The organism is Ruegeria sp. SATB027, assembly GCF_059613825.1.
Map to the genome: position 1 here is coordinate 12,190 of NZ_JBXWTH010000094.1, position 15,745 is coordinate 27,934.

Genomic DNA, 15,745 nt, shown 5'->3' on the forward strand with positions numbered 1-15,745 from the left:
TATGCCACATTTTCCCAGCACCCCCAGTTTCGACCTGAGCGGCAAGCGAGCTTTGGTCGCCGGAGCCTCGTCGGGCATAGGCATGGCCTGCGCTGTGGCGCTGGCGGAACATGATGCTGAGGTCACTTTGGCGGCGCGCCGTGCTGGTGCACTTCAGGATATTGCAAAAGATATGTCTGCGCAGGGATGGTCTGCCAGGGTTCTGGAACTGGATGTTTCGGACGTGGCGGCAACCGCTGAAGCCATGGCGCAAAATGGGCCGTTCGATATTCTGCTGAACTCAGCCGGGCTTGCCCGACACAGCAAGGCCGTGGAAACACAGCCGGAAGATTTCGATGCGGTGATAAGCGTCAATGTCAAAGGGGCTTATTTCCTGACCCAGGCTGTTGCCAAAGGCCTACTCGACGCTGGCCGTCCCGGTTCGCTGATCAATATCTCTAGCCAGATGGGCCATGTTGGTGGTCGCGAACGCGCGGTTTATTGTGCGTCGAAATTCGCGGTCGAAGGCTTCACCAAGGCGATGGCGCTTGAGTTCGGACCGTCAAAGATCCGGGTTAACACGATTTGCCCCACCTTCATTCTGACGGATCTGACAAAGTCGACTTTCGACGACCCGGACAAGCGGGCCTGGATTCTGGACAAGATAAAACTGGGTCGCCCCGGAGAGATTGAGGACATAATGGGGGCGGTGGTTTATCTGGCCTCGGATGCATCGTCGCTGGTGACGGGCACGGCATTGATGGTTGACGGAGGTTGGACGGCAGACTGATGGCGACACAAAAAGTTACATCACTGGAAGTTGCCCGTCTCGCCGGGGTCAGCCAATCTGCGGTCAGCCGTGTGTTCACCCCCGGCGCGTCCGCGTCAAAAAATACCGTTGAAAAGGTGCGCAAGGCGGCCAAAGAACTGGGCTACCGCCCGAACGTTTTGGCCCGCGCTGTAGTGTCCGGGAAAAGCCGGATCATCGGGCTTGTCGTGGCCTATCTGAACAACCAGTTCTATCCCGAGGCACTGGAAAAGCTGACAAACACATTGCAGGAACGTGGATACCACGTGCTGATATTCATGGCCTCGCATGAGTCTGGAAACATCGACAATGTGGTCGAAGAAATACTCGACTTTCAGGTCGAAGGGATCATCGCCGCTTCGGTGGCCTTGTCCTCGGATTTGTCCGACCGCTGCCGAACGGCCGGTATACCGATGGTGTTGTTCAATCGGGCACAAGACGACACGGCGATGTCGTCAGTTACATCTGACAACGTTGCCGGTGGTCGAAAGGCTGCCGAGTTCCTGTTGGCAGCTGGGCACCAAAAGATCGGATATATCGCCGGGTGGGAAGGAGCTTCGACCCAGCGTGACCGCGAAACAGGGTTTGTTGCGACCTTGCAGAAAGCCGGGGTTACGCTGCACGCCCGCGAAGTAGGAAACTTTTCGACGGAAGAAGCCCGGCAAGCCACGCTGCGGATGTTCGAAACCGATCCGCCTGATGCGGTGTTTGTCGCCAACGATCACATGGCTGTATCCGTGATGGACACGCTGCGGTTCGAATTGGGGCTGAATGTTCCGGGCGACGTTTCGGTCATCGGGTATGACGATGTCACTGTCGCCTCATGGCCAGCCTACAACCTGACCACCATTCGACAGCCCGCCAATCGCATGGTCACCGAAACTGTCGATATTCTGCTCGGCAAGATCGAGGACCCCGATGCCGGCCCACGTCGGGTCGAGATTGACGGACCGCTAATTGTACGCGGCTCCGCCCGCATACCTGAAGGATGGAAGACATGAAGGGATTTGATCCCAAGTTCAAAGATTTCCCCGACTACATAATCGGGATTACCAAGGAGATCTGGGAAGATCGCGGCATTGCCACGCTGCACGACTATTACGCCCCGGACATCGTCGTGCGTTCACCTGGGTCGGTGGTTGTCGGAAACCAGAATGTCATTGCTGCCACTATGGCGACTCTGGCAGAATTCCCTGATCGAACGCTGTTGGGTGAGGATGTGATCTGGTCGGGAACGCCGGAAGAGGGCATGCTGTCGTCGCATCGCCTTTTGTCCACCGCGACTCATCTGGGTGACGGTGTGTATGGCAAGGCGACCGGCAAGAAACTGGTCTACCGCATTTTGGCCGACTGCCACGCCATCAACAACCAGATCAACGATGAGTGGCTGATCCGCGACCAGAGCGCGATCGTGCAGCAGATGGGCTTGGAGCCCAAGGAATACGCCCGCGATCTGATCGTGCGCGAGGGTGGGGCTGACGCCTGCGTGCAACCTTTCACACCGGCGAACGATCAGCCCGGCCCCTATAAAGGCCGTGGCAATGACAATGAATGGGGCCAGAAATACGCGGATATCCTGACCCGGATCATGAATGCCGATATGAAGGTGATTGAGGCTGAATACGACCGCGCTGTTCTGTCAGAATATCCCGGCGGCACGACCGGCCACAGTTGGGGGCCGGTTGATCGGTTCTGGATGGGCTTGCGTGCGGCGTTCCCACGTGCCGAATTCAATGTCCACCACCAGATCGGCCGTGACGACCCGATGATGCCGCCGCGCGCCGCGATCCGCTGGTCTTTGCATGGCACGCATGACGGCTGGGGCGTGTTCGGCGTGCCCACAGGGGCCGAAGTCTTTGTGCTGGGCATCAGCCAGGCCGAGTTCGGTCCATGGGGTCTGCGCAAGGAATACACCTTGTTTGACGAAACCTCGATCTGGAAACAGATTCTACTGAAAACCGGCGATCTCTAGAATGTCGCACCGTATCTCAAATCTGGATGCCGGGCAGGCGTTGCGGCGGTACCACGCCCATCGCGCCAGCCTGCGCGCCCGGCGACTGAACAATCGTCCGCCGGGTGGTTTGGTTTGATCCGATCAAACCCAAATCAAAAGGAGAAAAGATATGAGTACCATCGAAAGCCGCATCGTCCGTTATGGCGAACTGAAGCCTTGTAAAACCGCGTTCATCGACGCGCACACGCCGGGCTCGGACCAGAAGGAGAACTTTACAATCATTGGCGGTGGGGTCAGCGAAAGCCCGGATCAGCACGTCCACATCACCGACAAGATCGGGTTCAACATCGGTGCAGCGGGGCAACCGCCGAAATGCCGCAACTCGCTGCACAGCCACACCACCGCCGAGGTGTTCTTTGTAGCTAAAGGTCGATGGCGGTTCTTCTGGGGTCGTTATGGCACGGCAGGCGAGTTCATCGCTGAAGAAGGTGACATCTTCAACATCCCGACCGGGATCTTCCGCGGCTTCGAGAATGTCGGCCAGGACTATGGGATGATCATGTCGATGCTGGGTGGCGACGATGCCGGTGGCGGCGTGACCTGGGCTCCGCAAGTCATTCAGGATGCGCAGGCCCATGGCCTGATGTTGGGCAATAACGGCGTCTTGTACGATAGCAAAAAGGGTGAGGAACTGCCACACAATGTGCAGCCGATGCCGCTGCTGACCGAGGAAGAGCTGAAAGCCTACCCTGAGGTTCCCGTTGATGCGGTGATCGGCAAATACGTCGCTCGCTACTGGGACCTGATGGCGCTGGCAGCGGACAAACCTGCGATTGTGATCGGTGAAAATGGCTTGATCAAAGACAAGCCCGGTTTCGAGGTTGATTTTATGACGCGCGGTTCGGCTGTGGCTGAACTGGTCAAGGCGGACAAACCCGTGGTTCTGATGCCGGCGAGTGGCCATTGGCGCATCAAGATCAATGAGGTCGAGGTTACCCTGTCCAACGGCGATACCGCTCTGGTTCTGCCCGGAGAAAGCTACAGCGCTGAACCGTCTATGACCGGGCAAGCGGGTCTGTACCGGATCACCGCAACCGACGACCCTGCTGGAGCGACTTGGACAGGAGAATAACGCCGAAATTACACGTCCCGGTTTCAATCGGCGCGCGCGCAGCACATCCATCGCCGGCTTTCCGGCCCGGCGATGGACCTAGATTTGAATGGAGATCCTAACATGACCCGCGTTTCAACCACCCATGTGGGAAGTCTGCCACGAAATCAGGAGGTCGTTGACTTCATCTTTGCTCGCGAGCGAGAGGAACCGTTCGATCAGGCTGCATTTGACGCCTGCATGACCGCTGCCGTGTCCGAGACCGTGCGGAAACAAGTCAAGGCTGGGGTAGATATCGTCTCGGACGGTGAGACCTCAAAGATCTCTTACGCCACTTACGTCAAGGACCGCTATACCGGCTTTGCGGGTGACAGCCCGCGCAATGCGCCTGCAGACCTCAAGATGTTTCCCGGTTTTCTGAAACGTCTGGCGGATGATGGCGGCACGCCCCAATATGCGCGACCCATGTGCGTTGGCGAGGTGCGCTCAAAAGGGCAAGGTGAGCTGCAGAAGGACATCGACAACCTCAAGGCTGCCATGGTCGAACACGGGGTCGGGCGCGGTTTTATGAACGCAGCCAGCCCTGGGGTGATTTCTCTGTTTCTGCTGAATGACTTCTATCCGACGCGCGAGGCCTATCTGGCCGCGCTGGCTGACGCGATGAAGGAAGAATATGAAACCATCGTCGGTGCGGGTCTGGATTTGCAGCTGGATTGCCCGGATCTGGCCCTGTCGCGCCATATGCTGTTCACCGATCTGTCCGACGACGAGTTCGTGAAAATCGCCAACATGCATGTTGAGGCATTGAACCACGCATTGCAAAATGTCCCGGCTGACAAAGTGCGTGTCCATATTTGCTGGGGCAATTACGAGGGGCCACATTGCTGCGACATCGGCATGGACAAGGTGTTTTCGACGCTAATGTCGACCAAATCGCGCTATGTGCTGTTCGAAACCTCTAACCCGCGACACGCGCATGAATGGACGGTGTTCCGTGACCGCAAGGGTGAAATTCCGGGTGACAAGGTTCTTGTGCCCGGTGTGGTGGACACCACGACGAATTTTGTCGAACACCCGGAACTGATTGCTCAGCGTACCGAGCGGTTTACGAACATAGTTGGAAATGAGCGTGTAATCGCCGGATCAGATTGCGGCTTTGGCACCTTTGCCGGCTTTGGTGCGGTAGATCCGGATATCGCCTATGCCAAGTTGGGCGCGCTTGCCGAAGGGGCTGCCCTGGTCAAATGACGCCGCTTATCCTCCTGCCCGGAATGATGTGCGATGCGCGGTTGTTCGCTCCGCAGATTGACGCTTTGTCAGGCAAATACCCGATCCTATGCGCACCAATCGGAGGCCATGAAACGATGCGGGCGTTGGCCTCCGATGTGTTAGCCTATGCGCCCGAACGCTTTGCTCTGGCGGGACTCTCGATGGGTGGCATTGTGGGGATGGAAATCCTGCGTCAGGCACCGGACCGTGTGGCTGGTTTGGCGTTGATGGACACGAACCCGCTTGCTGAATTGGACGAGGTCAAAGCCGGGCGCGGCCCTCAGATCGATGCGGTCGGACGTGGCAACCTACGCAAGGTCATGGCCGAAGAGATGAAACCGAACTACCTAACGGACGGTCCGCGCCGCGCCGCCATTCTGGACCTGTGCATGGATATGGCCATGGATCTTGGCCCGGACGTTTTTGTCAATCAATCTAAAGCTCTGCGTGATCGCCCTGACCAGAGCAACACTCTGCGCAACTTCACCGACGCAGCACTCATTCTCTGCGGGCGCGACGATGCCCTGTGCCCTGTTTCAAGGCATGAATTGATGCACGATCTGATGCCACAGAGCCGGTTGGAAATCATAGAAAACGCCGGCCACCTGCCGACACTGGAACAACCGCGACAAACAACGGCGGCTTTGATCCGCTGGCTGGAGTTGATATGAACCAATCCTTGCTGGACCTGCTGAAAAAGGTCGACACGCCGACTGTTTGCAACGCCATCGAAGTGGCGCAGGGCAAGCGCGGATTCAATGAATTTACCCAGGGCACAATGTTGTGTTCTGATCCCGATGCGGGGGCGATGGTGGGATATGCCCGTACCGCGAAGATCGCTGCTGTGAGCCCGCCGTCAGAACCGCCTGGGGTGATCCGCCAACGTCGGATGGACTATTACAGGCATATGGCAAGTGGAAGTGACCCGGTTGTCACCGTGATTGAGGATCTGGATTATCCAGATTGCATCGGCGCCTTTTGGGGCGAGATCAACACGACGGTCCACAAGGGCTTCGGCATCAGCGGCGCTCTGACCAACGGAGTAATGCGCGACCTGGGTGATCTACCCGGTAACTTCCCAGTTGTTGCCGGGTCAATCGGGCCCAGTCACGGGTTCGTACACGTGCGCGAAATCGGCACCTCGGTTTCGATCTTTGGCCTGGAGATTCAGAACGGCGATCTTGTGCATGCGGACCGTCATGGTGCGCTGGTTATCCCGCCCGAAGTGATGGGCAAGCTTGAACAGGCGATCATCAAATTGCTTGAAACCGAAAAACTGATTCTAGATCCCGCCCGCGCAACCGGGTTCGATTTCGATGCCTTCGAAAAAGCATGGGCGGCGTTTGAAGCCTCGCGGACTTAAACTGGTTCTGTCGCAAACTTCGCCCCGGCTTTGAAGGTGTAGACGCCCCCGCTGGCCTCGATGTGCCATTGTGGGTTTGCAAACAACCTGAATGGAGGCGTCTATGGGAGAGATTAGGCTCAGGACCCATTGATTTGCGCGGAGGGTCGTGATTCACGGTTCGAAAAACGAGCGGTGAACATGTCTGATCTTTTCTGGCTGACGGATGCGCAGATGGCGCGTCTTGAGCCCTTCTTCCCGAAATCCCACGGCAAGCCCCGAGTCGATATCGACGTGTTTTGAGCGGTATTATCTTCATCAATCGCAACGGGTTACGATGGCGTGATGCGCCTACAGCCTATGGCTCGCACAAGACGCTCTACAATCGCTGGAAGCGGTGGAGCGACAAGGGTGTCTTCGCCCGGATGATGGCGGGTCTGGCTGCCGAGCACGGCGAACAGAAGACTGTCATGATCGACGCGACCTATCTCAAGGCCCACCGAACAGCGACCAGCATGGGCGTGAAAAAGGGGGGCGCGGACGCCTGATCGGACGCACCAAGGGAGGAATGAACACCAAGCTCCACGCGATTTGTGACAGCCAGGGACGTCCTCTTAATCTGTTCATCACAGCCGGGCAAGTCAGCGATTACATCGGAGCGCGGGCATTACTGAGCAGCCTGTCGAACGTCGATTGGCTGCTCGGAGATCGCGGTTATGACGCAGATTGGTTCCGGGAAGCGTTGAAAGACAAAGGGATACGCGCCTGCATCCCTGGCCGAAAACAGCGGAAGAAACCCGTCAAGTACGACAAGCGCAGATACAAACGCCGAAATCGGATCGAGATCATGTTCGGCAGGCTCAAGGATTGGCGGCGCGTGGCAACCCGATACGACCGCTGCCCAAAAGTCTTCCTCTCTGCCATCGCACTCGCCGCACTCGTCATTTACTGGCTATGAGATGCCGTAACGGGGCCTGCGTCACGCACCGCCGTTACCACTTGTCAAATCCGCGTTGCGCTGCCGCCATTCCCGTATTGAACCTACCTGGAGGACAACGGGATGAGACTATTTATCGGACTAGACGTGTCATTGGCCAAGACCGCGATATGCGTGCTTAGCGAGCATGGCGAGATCATCAAAGAGGCCGAGGCTGCGAGCGATCCTGAAATCCTGGCCCGTTGGCTGGGTGATTTGGCCCACGACATCGCCGCGATTGGCTTAGAGGCTGGACCTATGTCGCAATGGCTGCATCGGGGTCTGGCAGAGTTGGGCTTAGACGCCGTACTTATGGAGACCCGCCAGGTAAAAGGTGCATTGAAGGCTATGCCAATCAAGACGGATCGGCGAGATGCCGAAGGGATTGCGCGTCTGCTCCATCTTGGTTGGTTCCGCCCTGTTCACTGTAAATCCATCTCCGCTCAGGAGACGCGCGCTGTGCTTGGCGCTCGAAAAGCCATTCAGCAGAACATGATCGCTTTGGAAATGTCGCTAAGAGGGCTGCTGCGAAACTTTGGCCTCAAGGTGGGTGCCATCTCTCGCGGAAGGTTCGAGGCCCGCATCCGCGAATTGGCGGAAGGCAACCTCATGCTGGAGACCGCAACGGAACCAATGCTACGCGCCAGAGCAACGCTGCGGCAGGAGTTGGCTGCCCTTGAGAAACAAGTACGCCAGCTTGCCCAGAACGATCCGGTTTGCCACCGTTTGATGACAATGCCAGGGATCGGTGCAGTCGTCGCACTGACTTTCCGCGCAGCTGTCGATGATCCGGCTCGCTTTCGGTCTTCAAAGAGGGTTGGTCCTTGGTTTGGCCTGACGCCTTCTCGTAACCAATCCGGTGAACGTGATGTGTCAGGCGGCATAACCAAGGCTGGGGATGTCAATCTGAGGCGAGCTTTGTGTCAGGCTGCAACTGTCATGATGAACCGCGGCCGGCCGACATGGCTTCGAACATGGGGAGCTCAGCTCGCCCAACGTCGAGGCCGGAAAATAGCAATGGTCGCCCTCGCGCGTCGTATCGCAGTCATTCTACATCGAATGTGGGTCGACGACACCGTATTCCAACTCGACGCGGCACCAAACACCGCCTGTTAATTTATCCGTTGCCTGCCTGAAAGCAGGCCTTTGAGGTCCCGCAGGGACGTGGTTCCGATGATGCCGAGGTCTGGACCGTCGCTGGCTTCCGTCAAGCACGCCTATGAGATGGGCACATCGGAATTACATCGAACCCGCATCATGTTGGCAGCCGTCGCGCTGACCACGAACCGAAGCATGTACCCGAAGGATCTCAATCGAAGGCCGTGACAGCAAGCAGGGCAGACACAAAAGAGGAAAGGCTACACCGCCTTGGCGGATCAACTATTCTGCGCAAAACAGCTTGACTGAGACGCCCCCGTTACCGAAGTCCTGACCCTAAGGGTCGTCGCACCAAGCTAAAACAGCAGAGTTCCGATTACTCTGCATCGCCGAGTATCTGTGGATCAGCCGCCGCGTACCGCAGCACGCGCCAATGCGGCGATCAGGTCTGTCCGCGTGACAATCCCGACAATGCGCCCATGATCGAGGACGGGGACGGCGTCGACATCCTCAATCGCCATCATTGGAAGCAGCACCCCGAGGGGTGAGCTTGTCGTCACGCGCGGACCCGCCACCTCCATGATGTCACCCGCCTTCACAGGTATCTTCCTGTTGCGATCCAACATTCGGCTGAACGTAGAAAAATATCCACGCTTCAGCTTGAGCGAATCTTCACGGGCCTGTCTGATCAGGTGCATCTGAAAAATGACGCCAAGGAACTTTCCATCCTCCCCTACGACTGGAAGAGAGGTGAACCTGTGCCTTTTGAACAGGTCGGCAACTTCTTCGAGTGCTGTCTCGGGTCCCACCGTGATCAGGCTGGAGGACATGACATCCTTTGCCGTCAAAGGGGCGGTCACGTGTGTTGCAGCCTGCAGTTCCGCCGCGCCGATCAAACGTGCCAGATCCTCGACCCCCAGGTTGAAGGAGTGTTGATAGTGCTCCAGAATGCCTGCAATTTCTTCTTCGGACAGGCCAAGGCGCTCCGAAGGATTTTTGTCTTCCGTCTGATTATTGCTCGGATCGTCGAATTGCCGGAATGGATAGTGCCGTCCGGTGATTCGGGCATACACCGTCGCAATTATGACCAATACACAGGTTCCGACCGCAATCGGTGCAAGCGCGAACCAGAAACCCAATTTTGCGATGGCCTCGGGATTCAATGCGGCCGTCATGGCGACGGCCCCTGCTGGCGGATGAACCGCGCGGCACAGGATTGTTGCGGTGATGGCAAGTCCAACCGCAAGCGCAATACGCAGTGCTGGGTCCGCAATTGCCATGCAAACGGCCACGCCGACAAGTGCTGCAACCGTATTGCCGACAACCGCGGACCAAGGCTGCGCAAGTGGGCTGTTTGGGACAGCAAACAGCAAGACAGATGTCGCACCGAAGGGTGCTACGAGGTAAAGGCCTAAATCCAAATCGGCGCCCGGAGACAGAAGGAAAAGCCCCGTCAGTCCAAGGCCTAGGAGAGCTCCGAGGCCTGCACGCGCCGCTTCCATCGGCGAAACGCGGGAAACTGCTGGCCCGAGAGATCTGAAAACTGGCACGATGCAGGCCTCATTCGTTATCTTTTGTGCAAAGTTTCAGCAGAATGCGAAAAGTTCAACTGCAGGATTTTAGAGAGAGGATGCCACCAAAGGCATTGCCACTTTGTTCGGTGGAGGAAATAGGTTATGGAAGCCGCTTGAAATATGAAATATTTTCATTAAGTTAACCAACTTAACAGTTCACCAGGGCAAATGCGGATAGTCTGGATCTTGGCGGCCTGCGCCAGTCGTTTTCTACCCAACCTTTGTGACGGTCTGCCAGGTGTGGCACACGGTACAGCGTGGATGAGAAAGGCACTTTCGCAAAAGGATGCCTGATCCATACGCATTGGCCCCCGGTACGCCCAATTTGCTCCAGGATTCTGTTAGCATTCAGAACAAGGTGTTTGGCCAAGTGCTGGACTAGAACCATGTGGGAATATCAAAACTCCGCACTATTCGACCTTCATCAAGGTTAATCAACTCGCGAGGACTGCCTGCCCAACGTGTGCGTTGGAGTTAGGTCAGTAGTCGCAGCAGAATGTGTGCGTCGTGATCTTGACCGCCAAAGAAGACGGCGAGCACCCGCACGACCTGTTCGTCATCGTCGACTTCAAAATAGATGATCGCTTTGTTCTGGTTCCGTCGCAAATTTCTTTGAGGGCGGATAGATGGAGTTGGAGCGTCGATTATCTCGCTAGTTGGATGAACTGTTGAAACGGACGGAGTCCGGGCGTGAATTGACCTTTGCGGATCATGTTGACCAGTTCTATGCCTGCCAGGACGGATCCGGCTGAAGCGAAAGATTTGAACCCCAGCATGGGTCTGATCCTTCGTTTGATGAAGCGGTGATCCTGTTCAATGATGTTATTGAGGTATTTCCGCCTGACCATTTCAATCGGGATGGGACAACCAAAGCTCTTGAGCATCTTGTTGATCGCCTTAATGCCAGCTGTATTGGCGCCACTTTTGTCGATGACGATCTTGCGAGGCAATCCGTTCACCTCAAGCGCGCGGGCGAAGAACTTCGTCGCAGCGGCTTTATTCCGGCGCTCGGACAACATGAAATCAAGGGTCTTGCCGTGTTTGTCGATCGCTCGATAAAGATAAACCCATTTCCCTTTGACCCGTACATAGGTTTCATCCATGCGCCACGAACGGTCGGCGGGACGCTTTCTATACCGCGCTGCTTCAGCTATGAGGCCAGCATATCGACTGACCCAGCGGTTCAGCGTTGCATGATCCAGATCAACGCCGCGTTCCGCCATGATTTCTTCCAGATCCCAATATGACACACCGTAGCGCAGGTAGAAGAAAACCGCGTGCAAAATCACGTCTTTCGGAAAATGCGCGCCCTTAAATGAGATTGTCACGGTTTGCCCTCTGCCATGGTCCAGCATGCGTTACCAGAACTGCGTTCGATCTGACAGGTTGGGGATGAAGTTTGCGACAGATCCCCTGATGGCCGGGCGCACCTCGCTGACGCTGGCCGATGGCATGACGGGCATGACGGAAAACGTGTTCCTGAACATCAAGAACCGCTCCAAGCGCATTACCGCGCAGGTCGAGGTTCCGGCTAACGGAGGTCATGGCACGGTCATCGCGCAAGCGGGCCGGTTCGGTGGGTGGTCGCTCTATGTCGAAAATGGCGTCCCGGCCTATGCCTATAATTGGCTGGGGATCGAGATGTATACCGTTTCCGCAACCGAACCGCTGACCGAAGGAGCTCATGAAATCATATTCGATTTCGACTATGACGGCGGAGGCCCTGGCAAGGGTGGTGACGGTACCCTCTTCGTCGATGGAGTTGAGGTGGCGCGTGGCCGCATCGACCAGACGCAAGCGATCATCTTCTCGGCAGACGAAACGGCGGATGTTGGCATCGACCTTGCGACACCGGTGGTCGAAGCGATCGGCGCCGAGGCAGCGTCGCGCTTTACCGGCAAAGTGGCGTCGGTGACGGTAGCTGTTGAGTAAGGTCACTCCAATGGAGGAAGGGCGTTAAGGCACCTGCTGTGGCAGGTGCCTCGAGCCATTGACGGGGAAAAGATTACAATGACAATCGGAAAGCTTTCGGCCCTAATTGAACTGATGACGGGGATAGCTCTTCTGCTTGTTCCTGGTCTTGTCTTGGCTTTGATTTTTAATGTCGAGCTGAACCAGATCAGCGCGGCCCTGTGCAGATTGTGTGGGGTTGCACTAATTTCTTTGGCACTCGCCTCGGGTGCGATAAACCTAGGCGACAGTCCGCGCACCTCATCGGCTGCCTTGATTTTTTACAACCTCGGAGCTGCACTCCTTTTTGCGGCACTGCACTTTTCGGGCATTGAGAAAGGTCTCATGTTCTGGCCTGTTGTCGCCATACATGTTCTGATCGGCGGCCTTTTGGTCGTGGGCCAGAGACACCAAATCTAGGGCTCGTCAACTAAACAACCCAATCGAATTTACCATTGGCAGGGGCTGATCAAATGATGTCAAAGCGAGATGCGATCCAAAAACTCCTGAAAGGGATTGAAACAGGCGACCCTGAGGCCGCAACGGTCGTCAACGAAGCCAAGTACATCCAGCACAATCCAAGGACAGGCGAAGGCAGTATCGGGTTGGCCGAGCTCTTTGCCCGCCTAGCAAAAACTAATCCGCGCGTAACCTTCGTGCGTGTGTTCGAGGACGGCGATTTTGCCTTTGCGCATAACGAGTATGATTTCAACGGCGTGGAAGCAGCCTTTGAGGTCTTCCGGTTCGAACACGGCAAAGCAGTCGAGCATTGGGACAACCTGCAGCCGATTACAGGCCTCAACCCGTCAGGCCGGGGGATGTTGGATGGTGAGACTCGCATAGTGGATCTGGACCTGACCGAACCCAATCGCAAGATTGCAAAGGATTTTCTGGATCGGGTACTGATCGCCAAAAACTTCGACCTGATAGACGATTTCGTCGCAAAGGACCTTATCCAGCATGACCCGAATACTGCAGATGGCTCTGAAGCGTTCCGGACGTCGCTTGAGGCGATGAGCAATGGTATTCCCCCCACTGTCTACGACCGATGTCACCGTGTGTTGGCCGAAGGAAATTTTTCCCTCTGCATGAGCGAGGGTCGCGCGGACGGTGTTCACTCAGGGCTTTACGATCTCTTCCGCCTGGACGGCGGCAAGATTGTGGAGCGTTGGAACACAGTGACAGCGATCGCGCCCCGTTCTGAATGGAAGAATGAGAACGGAAAGTTCTGAAACTCATTCAGCATGGGCCATAAAGAACCGCACCCTAAGGCGCCATCATACCCTCAAGCGCTACCAGTGCCTGTTTCCATTGGCATGTGACGGCGCCCGACGCCACATCAAGACTTCGAACAACGGGTCTTGCAGGATCAGACACATAGAGGCTGTCGCTTGGCTCGTCTAGGAGAGTCCAGCTTTCCCAGTTTCGGGAATTCAATCAGTCGGCAGGCAGGAACTCGGGGAAGGTCCAGCTTCCGTCGAGAATTTCGGCGCGGGGCTGATAGAGGCGGATCGTGTAGTTCCAACCCGGTGTGATGGGAATGCAATTGATCCGGCTGTCCTCGCAACCGCCGAAGTGGATGGTGAAGGAGCCGTCTTCGTTCGGCGTCGCCGAGGTCTGGTTGTAGCTGTTCCGGCCAAGGTCGTTGGGCGCGAGGTAGCCTTCGGCGTCGTAGACGGTGATGGACCAGAAGGCGTCCACCGGGACGTCTCTGACGGTTAGCACATAGGACGTTTCGCCGTCATTCATGTCGACGGCGTCGACGATGCCCTGAGCCGTGGCGCCCGGTTGCCCAGCCCAGCCAGCCATTCCGATCAGGTGGTCGAGCGGGTCGATTTCGCCGCGTCGACCGAAGGAGGTGGTGGATTCAAGTCCAACGACCGCTGCCAGGTCGCTGACGGCCTGGCGCGCTGCGGCCAGGGCCTCGAGATCCCAGTCCGGCGCCTCGAAGGGGCCGGTTCCGCCGCCTTCGATCACGATACCGTCCTGCACGGCATGGGCGTGGGCGGCATCGTCTGGATCACCGGCATCGACGAAGGTGCGGAACAGCAGCATCGCAAACCGGGTGCCGACCTCGTCCTCGGTCAGCTCGTAGGAACCGGGTTCGGCATAGGCGAAGTTGTAGTGGTCCTGGCTGATGACCAGCACGGACTGGAACCGGCCATCGCCCTCCGGCAGGGTCACCGTCACCGTCTCTGACAGGTCGATGATGGCGACGGAATACAATGTATCCTGGTTGGCGCGGATGATCGGCTGCGGCTCGTCGGCCGAGGCGACCTGGCGTTCATGGGCGATCTCGCCGACGGTCGTGCCGTTGGTCTGCATCGTGACCCGGAACATCGTATCGCTTTCTGCGCGCATGAGGTTCTGGATCGTGATGTCCTCGGCGAGGGCGGGTGCAGGTGCGGAGAGCGCGAGGGCAAGAAGAAGATTTCGCATGTTCTGTGTCCTTTCCGTCAGTTCGCTGGCTGGACTTCAGGGAAGGTCCACGATCCGTCGAGGACCTCCGGCGCCGCCCGGTAGAGCCGCACGGTGTATTGCCACCCCTCGACGAGCGGCAGGCAATTCACGCGCCCGTCCTCGCAGCCGCCCAGATGCACGGTCATGCTGCCGTCCTCGTTGCGTGTCCCGCTGACGGAATTGACGACATAGGCGCCGAGGGCGTTTGGCGCGAAATAGCGGTCCGCATCATAGAGGCTGACCGACCAGAAGTCCTGGACCGGAACATTGGCGGGCACCTCGATCTTGTACTCGCCCACGGGAAGCCCCGGCACGATCCCGAGATAGAGTGCCTCATCCTCGGGCAACCCGCCCCAGCCCCCGGCCGTCCCGATGAAATGCCGCACCGGATCGACATCCTCCTTCTTACCGAACATGCGGAAACTGTCCGGCAGGTAGGGGCCGAGACCGACGGCGGCCCTCACGAGCCCCATGTAGCTCTCCTCGTCATAGGGCGGCACGATGAAGGGTTCGGACGAGGCGACCTCAATGGACATCTGGTCCTGGATCGCGTGCACGGCGGCCACGTCCGCAGGGTCGGTCGCATCCAGAAGCACGCGCAGGTAGACGGCAACATAGGGCGTGTCGAACGTGTCCATGTTGAGCGTATAGGTGCCGCCGCCGTGGAACACCTCGTTGAGGTAGTGATCCTGGTTGATGACCATCGCCGACATGTAGCGGTCGCCGACATCGGGAAGGGTGAAGGTGGCACCCTCGCTGATATCGATGATCGCGGTGCTATAGAGCGTGTCCCGGTTCGCGCTGATTGTCGTCTGAGCATCGACGGGCATCAAATCGCGGAAGTGGTAGAACTTGTTCACCCCATCGGCGAGGGCAACGTATTTGCCGAACTCGATGTCTGTCGCGGCACGGATAAAATTGTCGATGGTGACCGGGATCTCGCGCGCGTCCACGAGCGCGTCGAGATTGTCGTCGGCGAACTGCGCTATGGCAGGCGCCGAGGAAAGACTGGCCGTCAGTGCTACCGTCGCACCAATTCGAACTAGGCTTATCATACAGCATGTCCCCCCAACCGAACGTACCATCACGGGTTCTAAAGGTTTTCAGAAGCCAAACATTGATTTGCCTCAATGAGGGAAAAGTCCCGCGGGTATTGCCAAGTTGTTCAGGTTGAGTGACTCAGCTATGCCGCGCTTATGAACATCCCAACGATCATGCCACGCC

Annotated in this window: 15 protein-coding genes and 1 pseudogene; 12 read left to right on the forward strand and 4 right to left on the reverse strand. The window is 57.3% G+C overall.

Features of this window, described 5'->3' with window-relative positions; all coding sequences use genetic code 11:
* The first annotated feature begins 1 nt into the window (after nucleotide 1).
* From AC2FPW_RS22005 to AC2FPW_RS22045, 9 genes and pseudogenes are all read left to right on the forward strand, one after another.
* Nucleotides 2-769, forward strand: coding sequence for an SDR family NAD(P)-dependent oxidoreductase (locus AC2FPW_RS22005; RefSeq protein WP_496815400.1), 768 nt, complete (start codon nucleotides 2-4; stop codon nucleotides 767-769).
* A complete protein-coding gene (locus tag AC2FPW_RS22010) occupies nucleotides 769-1,788 on the forward strand; it encodes a LacI family DNA-binding transcriptional regulator (protein ID WP_496815402.1) in 1,020 nt (339 codons plus the stop codon). Before AC2FPW_RS22005 ends, AC2FPW_RS22010 begins: the two co-directional genes overlap by 1 nt.
* Nucleotides 1,785-2,759 (forward strand): nuclear transport factor 2 family protein, encoded by a 975-nt coding sequence (locus tag AC2FPW_RS22015; protein ID WP_496815404.1) that lies wholly within the window; start codon nucleotides 1,785-1,787, stop codon nucleotides 2,757-2,759. The genes AC2FPW_RS22010 and AC2FPW_RS22015 overlap by 4 nt, the downstream gene beginning before the upstream one ends.
* 151 nt (nucleotides 2,760-2,910) lie before the next feature.
* On the forward strand, nucleotides 2,911-3,873 hold the full coding sequence (locus AC2FPW_RS22020; RefSeq protein ID WP_496815405.1) for a cupin domain-containing protein: 963 nt from the start codon (nucleotides 2,911-2,913) through the stop codon (nucleotides 3,871-3,873).
* Nucleotides 3,874-3,975: 102 nt separating this feature from the next.
* Nucleotides 3,976-5,100 (forward strand): cobalamin-independent methionine synthase II family protein, encoded by a 1,125-nt coding sequence (locus tag AC2FPW_RS22025; RefSeq protein WP_496815407.1) that lies wholly within the window; start codon nucleotides 3,976-3,978, stop codon nucleotides 5,098-5,100.
* Nucleotides 5,097-5,792, forward strand: coding sequence for an alpha/beta fold hydrolase (locus AC2FPW_RS22030; RefSeq protein WP_496815409.1), 696 nt, complete (start codon nucleotides 5,097-5,099; stop codon nucleotides 5,790-5,792). Before AC2FPW_RS22025 ends, AC2FPW_RS22030 begins: the two co-directional genes overlap by 4 nt.
* On the forward strand, nucleotides 5,789-6,484 hold the full coding sequence (locus AC2FPW_RS22035) for an RraA family protein (RefSeq protein ID WP_496815410.1): 696 nt from the start codon (nucleotides 5,789-5,791) through the stop codon (nucleotides 6,482-6,484). Before AC2FPW_RS22030 ends, AC2FPW_RS22035 begins: the two co-directional genes overlap by 4 nt.
* Before the next feature lie 180 nt (nucleotides 6,485-6,664).
* Nucleotides 6,665-7,421, forward strand: a pseudogene (locus AC2FPW_RS22040) (IS5 family transposase).
* A 102-nt stretch (nucleotides 7,422-7,523) separates the two neighbouring features.
* The gene (locus AC2FPW_RS22045) at nucleotides 7,524-8,555 is read left to right on the forward strand and encodes an IS110 family RNA-guided transposase (protein WP_496815411.1); all 1,032 of its coding nucleotides are present in this window, start codon (nucleotides 7,524-7,526) and stop codon (nucleotides 8,553-8,555) included.
* 386 nt (nucleotides 8,556-8,941) lie between these two features.
* Here AC2FPW_RS22045 and AC2FPW_RS22050 read toward each other — a convergent pair whose 3' ends face one another.
* The gene (locus tag AC2FPW_RS22050) at nucleotides 8,942-10,039 is read right to left on the reverse strand and encodes an HPP family protein (protein WP_496815418.1); all 1,098 of its coding nucleotides are present in this window, start codon (nucleotides 10,037-10,039) and stop codon (nucleotides 8,942-8,944) included.
* A gap of 716 nt (nucleotides 10,040-10,755) precedes the next feature.
* Entirely contained in the window at nucleotides 10,756-11,439 is a 684-nt protein-coding gene (locus AC2FPW_RS22055; RefSeq protein ID WP_496815412.1) for an IS6 family transposase, read from the reverse strand.
* A gap of 64 nt (nucleotides 11,440-11,503) precedes the next feature.
* Between AC2FPW_RS22055 and AC2FPW_RS22060 the strand changes: the two genes are divergently transcribed.
* The 3 genes from AC2FPW_RS22060 (at nucleotide 11,504) to AC2FPW_RS22070 (ending at nucleotide 13,293) form a co-directional block, all read left to right on the forward strand.
* Entirely contained in the window at nucleotides 11,504-12,043 is a 540-nt protein-coding gene (locus tag AC2FPW_RS22060; protein WP_496815413.1) for a hypothetical protein, read from the forward strand.
* A gap of 78 nt (nucleotides 12,044-12,121) precedes the next feature.
* Nucleotides 12,122-12,481, forward strand: a complete 360-nt coding sequence (locus tag AC2FPW_RS22065; protein WP_496815414.1) for a hypothetical protein — start codon at nucleotides 12,122-12,124, stop codon at nucleotides 12,479-12,481.
* 53 nt (nucleotides 12,482-12,534) lie between these two features.
* Complete coding sequence (locus AC2FPW_RS22070) at nucleotides 12,535-13,293, forward strand: nuclear transport factor 2 family protein (RefSeq protein WP_496815415.1); 759 nt, start codon at nucleotides 12,535-12,537, stop codon at nucleotides 13,291-13,293.
* A 205-nt stretch (nucleotides 13,294-13,498) separates the two neighbouring features.
* Here the strand turns inward: AC2FPW_RS22070 and AC2FPW_RS22075 are convergent, their stop codons facing one another.
* Together AC2FPW_RS22075 and AC2FPW_RS22080 are read right to left on the reverse strand one after the other, a co-directional pair.
* Nucleotides 13,499-14,500 (reverse strand): DUF1214 domain-containing protein, encoded by a 1,002-nt coding sequence (locus AC2FPW_RS22075; RefSeq protein WP_496815416.1) that lies wholly within the window; start codon nucleotides 14,498-14,500, stop codon nucleotides 13,499-13,501.
* A 17-nt stretch (nucleotides 14,501-14,517) separates the two neighbouring features.
* Nucleotides 14,518-15,576: a DUF1214 domain-containing protein gene (locus tag AC2FPW_RS22080; protein WP_496815417.1), complete on the reverse strand. Its 1,059-nt coding sequence runs from the start codon at nucleotides 15,574-15,576 to the stop codon at nucleotides 14,518-14,520.
* Nucleotides 15,577-15,745: the final 169 nt, after the last annotated feature.

Coding starts and splice junctions, on each gene's coding strand:
- AC2FPW_RS22005 (WP_496815400.1), top strand. CDS start 2: ATGCCACATTTTCCCAGCACCCCCAGTTTCGACCTGAGCGGCAAGCGA.
- AC2FPW_RS22010 (WP_496815402.1), top strand. CDS start 769: ATGGCGACACAAAAAGTTACATCACTGGAAGTTGCCCGTCTCGCCGGG.
- AC2FPW_RS22015 (WP_496815404.1), top strand. CDS start 1,785: ATGAAGGGATTTGATCCCAAGTTCAAAGATTTCCCCGACTACATAATC.
- AC2FPW_RS22020 (WP_496815405.1), top strand. CDS start 2,911: ATGAGTACCATCGAAAGCCGCATCGTCCGTTATGGCGAACTGAAGCCT.
- AC2FPW_RS22025 (WP_496815407.1), top strand. CDS start 3,976: ATGACCCGCGTTTCAACCACCCATGTGGGAAGTCTGCCACGAAATCAG.
- AC2FPW_RS22030 (WP_496815409.1), top strand. CDS start 5,097: ATGACGCCGCTTATCCTCCTGCCCGGAATGATGTGCGATGCGCGGTTG.
- AC2FPW_RS22035 (WP_496815410.1), top strand. CDS start 5,789: ATGAACCAATCCTTGCTGGACCTGCTGAAAAAGGTCGACACGCCGACT.
- AC2FPW_RS22045 (WP_496815411.1), top strand. CDS start 7,524: ATGAGACTATTTATCGGACTAGACGTGTCATTGGCCAAGACCGCGATA.
- AC2FPW_RS22050 (WP_496815418.1), bottom strand. CDS start 10,039: ATGGAAGCGGCGCGTGCAGGCCTCGGAGCTCTCCTAGGCCTTGGACTG.
- AC2FPW_RS22060 (WP_496815413.1), top strand. CDS start 11,504: ATGAAGTTTGCGACAGATCCCCTGATGGCCGGGCGCACCTCGCTGACG.
- AC2FPW_RS22065 (WP_496815414.1), top strand. CDS start 12,122: ATGACAATCGGAAAGCTTTCGGCCCTAATTGAACTGATGACGGGGATA.
- AC2FPW_RS22070 (WP_496815415.1), top strand. CDS start 12,535: ATGATGTCAAAGCGAGATGCGATCCAAAAACTCCTGAAAGGGATTGAA.
- AC2FPW_RS22075 (WP_496815416.1), bottom strand. CDS start 14,500: ATGCGAAATCTTCTTCTTGCCCTCGCGCTCTCCGCACCTGCACCCGCC.
- AC2FPW_RS22080 (WP_496815417.1), bottom strand. CDS start 15,576: ATGATAAGCCTAGTTCGAATTGGTGCGACGGTAGCACTGACGGCCAGT.